This is a genomic window from Mycolicibacterium vaccae NBRC 14118 = CIP 105934, from assembly GCF_001552715.1.
In the GTDB taxonomy this organism is placed as follows: Bacteria; Actinomycetota; Actinomycetes; order Mycobacteriales; family Mycobacteriaceae; genus Mycobacterium; species Mycobacterium vaccae.
Map to the genome: position 1 here is coordinate 23,215 of NZ_BCRS01000073.1, position 6,261 is coordinate 29,475.

8 protein-coding genes are annotated in these 6,261 nt (G+C 70.7%); 3 read left to right on the forward strand and 5 right to left on the reverse strand.

Going from position 1 to position 6,261, the window contains the following annotated elements; translation table 11 throughout:
• Positions 1 to 5: 5 nt before the first annotated feature.
• Positions 6 to 917 carry an SDR family NAD(P)-dependent oxidoreductase gene (locus MVA01S_RS15530; RefSeq protein ID WP_003931399.1) on the forward strand — a complete coding sequence of 304 codons (912 nt, stop codon included), beginning with the start codon at positions 6 to 8 and terminating at the stop codon, positions 915 to 917.
• Here the strand turns inward: MVA01S_RS15530 and MVA01S_RS15535 are convergent.
• Genes MVA01S_RS15535 through MVA01S_RS15545 form a run of 3 tightly spaced genes read right to left on the reverse strand, consistent with a single transcriptional unit; the run spans position 896 to position 3,197 of the window.
• Complete coding sequence (locus MVA01S_RS15535) at positions 896 to 1,318, reverse strand: PPOX class F420-dependent oxidoreductase (RefSeq protein ID WP_003931400.1); 423 nt, start codon at positions 1,316 to 1,318, stop codon at positions 896 to 898. The two genes, MVA01S_RS15530 and MVA01S_RS15535, sit on opposite strands and share 22 nt — an antisense overlap.
• Positions 1,315 to 2,433: an FAD-dependent oxidoreductase gene (locus tag MVA01S_RS15540; RefSeq protein WP_003931401.1), complete on the reverse strand. Its 1,119-nt coding sequence runs from the start codon at positions 2,431 to 2,433 to the stop codon at positions 1,315 to 1,317. Before MVA01S_RS15540 ends, MVA01S_RS15535 begins: the two co-directional genes overlap by 4 nt.
• Complete coding sequence (locus tag MVA01S_RS15545) at positions 2,430 to 3,197, reverse strand: glutaminyl-peptide cyclotransferase (RefSeq protein WP_003931402.1); 768 nt, start codon at positions 3,195 to 3,197, stop codon at positions 2,430 to 2,432. Before MVA01S_RS15545 ends, MVA01S_RS15540 begins: the two co-directional genes overlap by 4 nt.
• Positions 3,198 to 3,227: 30 nt before the next feature.
• On the opposite strand from MVA01S_RS15545, the gene MVA01S_RS15550 reads away from it, so the two are divergent.
• Positions 3,228 to 4,403 (forward strand): zinc-binding dehydrogenase, encoded by a 1,176-nt coding sequence (locus MVA01S_RS15550; protein WP_003931403.1) that lies wholly within the window; start codon positions 3,228 to 3,230, stop codon positions 4,401 to 4,403.
• Here the strand turns inward: MVA01S_RS15550 and MVA01S_RS15555 are convergent.
• Positions 4,378 to 5,208 carry a helix-turn-helix transcriptional regulator gene (locus MVA01S_RS15555; protein ID WP_003931404.1) on the reverse strand — a complete coding sequence of 277 codons (831 nt, stop codon included), beginning with the start codon at positions 5,206 to 5,208 and terminating at the stop codon, positions 4,378 to 4,380. The two genes, MVA01S_RS15550 and MVA01S_RS15555, sit on opposite strands and share 26 nt — an antisense overlap.
• Positions 5,209 to 5,328: 120 nt before the next feature.
• On the opposite strand from MVA01S_RS15555, the gene MVA01S_RS15560 reads away from it, so the two are divergent.
• Positions 5,329 to 6,048: an SDR family oxidoreductase gene (locus tag MVA01S_RS15560; RefSeq protein ID WP_003931405.1), complete on the forward strand. Its 720-nt coding sequence runs from the start codon at positions 5,329 to 5,331 to the stop codon at positions 6,046 to 6,048.
• On the opposite strand, the gene MVA01S_RS15565 is transcribed toward MVA01S_RS15560, so the two are convergent.
• A partial coding sequence (locus tag MVA01S_RS15565; protein ID WP_159426326.1) for a DUF3418 domain-containing protein occupies positions 6,023 to 6,261 on the reverse strand: 239 nt, incomplete at its 5' end. The genes MVA01S_RS15560 and MVA01S_RS15565 overlap by 26 nt on opposite strands.

Sequence of the window (6,261 nt, forward strand, 5' to 3'; positions counted from 1 at the left end):
TAGCGATGCCCCCAATACCTTTCGGGTTCACCACCACCGCTGCAGACGTCCTCGCCGAGGTCGACCTGGCCGGCAAGCGCGCCGTCATCACCGGTGCGACGTCCGGCATCGGGGTGGAGACCGCCCGCGCGCTGGCAGCTGCCGGCGCCGAGGTCGTCCTCGCCGTTCGCCGCATCGACGCCGGGAATCAGACCGCGGCGCAGATCAGCGTGGCCACCGGCAATCCCGCTGTCACCGCTGCGCGCCTCGACGTCGCCGACCTGAGTTCGGTCCGGGATTTCGTCTCCGCTTTCGACGGCCGCCCGGTGCACATGCTGATCAACAACGCGGGCGTCATGGCCCTACCCGAGTTGTCGCGCACGCGGGAAGGCCGCGAGATGCAGTTCGCCACGAACTATCTCGGGCATTTCGCCCTCACCCTCGGATTGCAGCCCGCGCTCGCGGCCGCAGGCGGCGCGCGGGTGGTGTCGGTCAGTTCCAGCGGACACCTGCTGTCGCCGGTGGTGTTCGACGACATCGACTTCCGCTTCCGGCTCTACGACCCGTTGGCCGCATACGGCCAATCCAAGACCGCCGCCGCGCTGCTGGCCGTCGGCGTCACCGACCGCTGGCGCGACGACGGAATCGTCGCCAACGCGCTGAATCCCGGTGCGATCGCCACCGGACTGCAGAAGCACACCGGCGGTTTGAGCACACCGGTGGAGCGCCGCAAGACGATCGAGCAGGGCGCCGCCACGTCCGTGCTGCTCGCCGCGTCGCCGGTGGCCGACGGGATTGGCGGGCGTTACTTCGAGGACTGCAACGAATCACCGGTCGTCACCGAGCGCCCGGATGACTTCACCGGCGTCGCGCCCTACGCACTCGATCACGGCAATGCCGATCGGCTGTGGGACAGTCAGCGCAGCTTCTCGCCGTAGACCCGCTGCACGGTCAACACCATCAGCACCCGGCGGTCGGACACCATCACCGAGCGGTACTCGTCCCAGTCGGGGTGTTCCCCTGCGGCCCGGCGGTAGTAGTCGACGAGTGCTTCGACCTCGGGGCCGTGCGGGTCGGTGCCGGGGCCCGTCAGTGTGACCGAGCCCTCCGCGGTGGCCCAGGCCCAGCCGTCGGCGCTGGTGACCTCGAGCGCGGCGCGCGGGTCACGGCGCAGGTTGGCCGTCTTGGCGCGTCCCTCCGTCATCGACACGAAGATGACGCCCGCGTCGCGGTCGTAGAACGGCGTCACCGGGGACAGCTGCGGCACACCGCTGGCCTTGATGGTGGCGAGCACGCCGAGGCGCGCCCCGGCCAGCAGACCATGGGGATCGAAGGTCATGAGTTCTCCTGTCGCACACCGCGGTAGATGCCCCAGCGGACGAACAGTGGCATCAGCACCCGATCGAACGTCCAAGCCGGGAACCGGAACGCCGTGCCGTTGGGCGCGAACACCTCCAGTCCGTCGGGCTGGATACCCAACACCGATCCCCAACGCCGCTTGGGCGCCCGGTAATCCCGCAGCGGCTTTCCGCCGAACGCGGCACGGATGTTGCGGGCCAGCAGACCGTCCGCGCGGTTACGGGCCGAACTCCGCAGCGGGTCGGTGGCGGCAACGTCGCCCACCGCGAACACCTCGGGACGGCCGGGCACCCGCAGTTCGGGCGTGACCCGCACGAACCCGTGCTCGTCGAGCAGTTCGGGCGGCAGCCACCCGGTGTTGGGCCGCACCCGGCCGATCGCCCACAGCACCACCTCCGCCGACGACGGCGGCTGCCCCGTGCTCCACCGCACCGGTTCGCTGGTCAGCTCGTCGCCGGTGAAGCCAGGCGCCAACTCCGCCCGATGCCCGGGCCGCAACCGCACGCCGGCGTCGATGAGTCGCCGCTGGACCTTCTCCCAGGTTCGTGGGTGATGGCCGATCAGGGCCCGGTCGCCGGGGAAGTAGAGCTCGACCTGCTTGTCCGGCCACGCGTTGGCGATCTGGGCGGCACTGCTGACCGCCGCGGCGCCACCGCCGACGATCATGACCGACTTTGCAGCAGAAAGCTTTTCGTGCGGCATCCGCAGATCGTCGCCGATGTCGTCGGCACTCTGCAGCACCGGCCGGCGCCAGAACCCGTTGGCGACCCCGGTCGCGATGACCAGCACGTCGTAGGGCACCTCTGTGGAGGAACCGTCGGGAAGTTCCACGGTGACGGTCCGGGCGTCCAGGTCGGCCCCGGTGAGGGTGCCGTGCACGGTACGGACGCTGTCGAGTCCGCGGAAACGGCCGAACGGAATCCAGTTGTGCCGCGCCCAGTCGTCGGGCCGGGCCAGCCGCCAACCGAGCTCCTGGCCGCTGACCAGCCCCGGCTTGGCCGAGATCCCCACCACGTCAGCATGTTTCGCGAGTTTGATCGCGGTGAGCACCCCCACGTCACCCAACCCGGCGATGACCACCCGCCTGCCGCTCATCCGGGAATCTGCACCCGGAACGTCTTCGGCCAGTCCTTACCGGTGAGCAGGAACTGCGAATCCTCGACGTGGGCGATACCGTTGAGCACCTGCGCGCTGGGCGGTATGCCGCGCGAGCGCAATCCGGTGGCGTTCACGACCAGGTCCACCGCCCCGCTCTCCGGGTCGATGCGCACCAGGTTGTCCGACGGCCACACGTTGGCCCACACCTGGCCGTCCACGCACTCCAGCTCGTTGAGGCCGTTCAGTGCGCGGCCATCACGGGTCACGTCCACTCCGCCGGTCTCGGTGAAGTCGGCCGCGTCGTGAAACCTCAGGCGGTTGCTGCCGTCGCTGCGGATCAGTCGTTCGCCGTCATAGCAGAGCCCCCAGCCCTCCCCGTCGACGGGAACCTCGCGGACCGGCGACAGGCTGGCCATGTTCCAGACAACGGCGACACCGTCCTGGTAGGTCAGCTGCCAGATCTGGTTTCCGACCACGCTGATGCCCTCACCGAAGTAGTCGCCGGGCACGTCGACCGCGCGCGTCACCTCGCCGGTGCTCGGGTTCAGGGTGCGCAGCTGTGACTCGCCGGCCAGTCCGGTGCCCTCGTAGAGGACGCCACGGCTGATCTCGAAGCCCTGGGTGAAGGCTTCAGGGTCGTGCGCGATCTCCTCCAGCACCACCGGCTCGACCACCGGCGCGGCGGGCTCGGCGTGCGCCATCGGCGCCACCGTGCCGGCCGCCACGAGCGCGAGAACGGCGCACATCTGCGACTTGGTCATACCGCCGTTCTACCGTGCGACGATGGCCCAATGAAAGCGGTCAGCTGTATCCACGGCACTTTGGAGGTCGTCGACCTGCCCGCTCCGCGGCCCGGCGACGGGCAGCTGGTGCTCGAGGTGCTGCGGTGCGGGATCTGCGGATCGGACCTGCACGCCAAGGATCACGCCGACCAGCTCACCGAGGTGATGGCCGAGGGCGGCTACCACGATTTCATGCGCAGCGACACCCCGGTGGTGATGGGACACGAGTTCTGCGGAGTGGTCGCCGAACGCGGCCGCAAGGTCGGCAAGGAACTCGCCGAGGGGAAGACCGTGGTGTCGTTCCCGCTGCGGCGCGCCGGCGGCGGCGTGCATCTGGTGGGGCTGTCCCCGCTGACGCCGGGCGCGTACGCCGAGCAGGTGGTGACCGAGGCCGCCTTGACGTTCGTCGTGCCCAACGGCCTCGACCCGGCCGTCGCCGCGCTGACCGAGCCGATGTCGGTGGCGCTGCACGCCGTCCGGCGCAGCGAGATCACCGGCAAGGACGTCGCGATCGTGCTGGGCTGCGGACCGGTGGGCCTGGCCGTCATCTGCCATCTCAAGGCGCGCGGCGTGCGGACCATCGTGGCCAGCGACTTCTCCCCGGGGCGGCGGGCCCTGGCGACCCGGTGCGGCGCCGACGTCGTCGTCGACCCCGCCGAGGAGTCGCCGTACGAGGCGGTGCCGGCGCGCCAGCGCGGCCTCACCGAGCTCCCGGCGCTCTACGAACTCGGTGTCGGCTCGATGGAGAAGCTGCGCAGGATTCCCGGCTGGTCGCACGTGTACCGGGTCGCCGACCGCCTCGGCGGGACCGCGCCGAAGCGCCCGGTGATCTTCGAGTGCGTCGGGGTGCCCGGCATGATCGACGGGATCGTCGCCGCAGCGCCGCTGGCCTCACGCGTCGTGGTCGTCGGCGTGTGCATGGGCGAGGACAAGCTGCGCCCGGCGATGGCGATCGGCAAGGAGCTCGACCTGCGGTTCGTGTTCGGTCAGACCCCGCTGGAGTACCGCGACACCCTCCACATGCTCGCCGACGGCAAGCTCGACGCGTCACCGCTGGTGACCGGCACGGTGGGTCTCGGCGGCGTGGCGGCGGCATTCGACGCGCTGGCCGATCCGGACACGCACGCCAAGATCCTGATCGACCCGGCCAGCCCCGCGCTCACTCCGGAGGCTGTGCGGCGCTAGCGGCCAGCGAGCCCAGCAGCGCCAAAGCGTCCGCACTCGCCGACCCCGGCTCGGCGTGGTAGACCACGAGTTCCTGCCCCGGGCTGGACCGGACGTCGAAAGTCTGCATCCGCAGCGTCATCCGCCCGACCTGTGGGTGACAGAAGTTCTTGCTCTGCGCGGACTTTCGGCGCGCATCCTGCTCGGTCCACAGCTCGGCGAACTCGGGGCTGGCCTGCAGCAGCTCGGTCAGCACCGCCCTGATGCGCGGGTCGTTGGGCGCCTGCCCGTAGCCGTGGCGGAAACCGGCCACCGCGTCCCGCGCCACCTGGGGCCAGTCGGGGTAGAAGTCACGGGCGGCCGGGTCGGTGAACACCACGTGCATGATGTTGGCCGAATGGGTCCACCCGGAGAACATCGCGTCGGCAATGGCGTTGGCGGCCAGCACGTCGTAGGCCCGGCTGTACACCAGCGCCGGATTGTCCGGCCACATGCTCATCAGCTCACGCAGAGCCGGATCGACCCGCGCGCTGACGGTGCCGTGCGCGCGTGGGCTCAGCGCGGCGAGCCGGAACAGGTGCTGCCTGGCGTCCTCGGGCAGCCGCAACGCGGCGGCCAGCGAGTCCACCGCCTGCGGTGACGGCTTGCGCTCACGCCCCTGTTCCAGCCGGGTGTAGTAGTCGGCGCTCAACCCGGCCAGCAGCGCAACCTCTTCGCGGCGCAGCCCGACGACGCGCCGCTGCCCGATCTCGGGCAGGTCGACGTCGGCCGGGGTGACCTGGCCACGCCGGGCCCGCAGATAGTCGCCCAGCTCGTTGTCCGCCATCTCCGCAATGGTAATGAGCTGCGGTGGATCCAGCCTGGGGCTGTTGCTCCCAGGAACACCGCGTCCTAGCACGGCGTCCCGATCCCGCCGATAGTGGAGGAACACCACGAGAGGACACCCATGACCGACCACAAGATCGTCCTGGTCACCGGCGCCAGCAGCGGGATCGGGCGGGCCATCGCCCTGCGGCTGGCCGCCGACGGCGCCACCGTGATCGCCGCGGCCAGGCGCACCGACCGGTTGCGCGCGCTGGCCGCCGACGCCGACGGCGTCATCGAGCCCTGCGAACTGGACGTCACCGATCGCGCGGCGGTGCAGGCGGCGGTCGACGACGTCGTCGCCCGGCACGGCAGGCTCGACGTGCTCGTCGCCAACGCAGGCGTCATGCCACTGTCCCGGCTCGACGCCGGCCTGGTCGACGAATGGGACCAGATGATCGACGTCAACGTCCGCGGTCTGCTGCACGGAATCGCCGCGGCGCTGCCGCAGTTCGGCCGCCAGCAGAGCGGGCACATGGTCACCGTCGCGTCGATCGGCGCCCACGAGGTCGTCCCGACCGGCGCGGTGTACTGCGGCACCAAGTTCGCCGCGTGGGCGATCACCGAGGGGCTACGGCAGGAGTCACCGGACTGGCTGCGCGTCACCACCATCTCGCCCGGCGTGGTGGAGAGTGAACTGGCAAGCACCATCAGCGATCCGGTGGCCCGCGACGCGATGGCCGAGTACCGGCGCAACGCGATCGGCCCGGACGCCGTCGCCGGTGCGGTGGCCTATGCGCTCGGCACCGAACCCGATGTCGACGTCAGCGAGATCGTCATCCGCCCGGCCCGGCAACGCTGACCGCGTCGATGGCGCGGTAAATCCGCTGCTCGCTGACCGGACGCGCGGTGCCGAGCTGCTGCGCCCACAGGCTCACCCGCAGTTCCTCGATCATCCGCGCGATGTCGGTGACGTCGGGCGCCGCGGCGCGGGCCGGCGACAGCGCCCGGCGCAGCTCGTCGTACTCGGCCTGCACCGCGGCCACGCGTGCCATCCGCTCCCGGTCGGCGGCCG

Coding starts and splice junctions, on each gene's coding strand:
- MVA01S_RS15545 (WP_003931402.1), bottom strand. CDS start 3,197: ATGACCAAGTCGCAGATGTGCGCCGTTCTCGCGCTCGTGGCGGCCGGC.
- MVA01S_RS15540 (WP_003931401.1), bottom strand. CDS start 2,433: ATGAGCGGCAGGCGGGTGGTCATCGCCGGGTTGGGTGACGTGGGGGTG.
- MVA01S_RS15550 (WP_003931403.1), top strand. CDS start 3,228: ATGAAAGCGGTCAGCTGTATCCACGGCACTTTGGAGGTCGTCGACCTG.
- MVA01S_RS15535 (WP_003931400.1), bottom strand. CDS start 1,318: ATGACCTTCGATCCCCATGGTCTGCTGGCCGGGGCGCGCCTCGGCGTG.
- MVA01S_RS15560 (WP_003931405.1), top strand. CDS start 5,329: ATGACCGACCACAAGATCGTCCTGGTCACCGGCGCCAGCAGCGGGATC.
- MVA01S_RS15555 (WP_003931404.1), bottom strand. CDS start 5,208: ATGGCGGACAACGAGCTGGGCGACTATCTGCGGGCCCGGCGTGGCCAG.
- MVA01S_RS15530 (WP_003931399.1), top strand. CDS start 6: ATGCCCCCAATACCTTTCGGGTTCACCACCACCGCTGCAGACGTCCTC.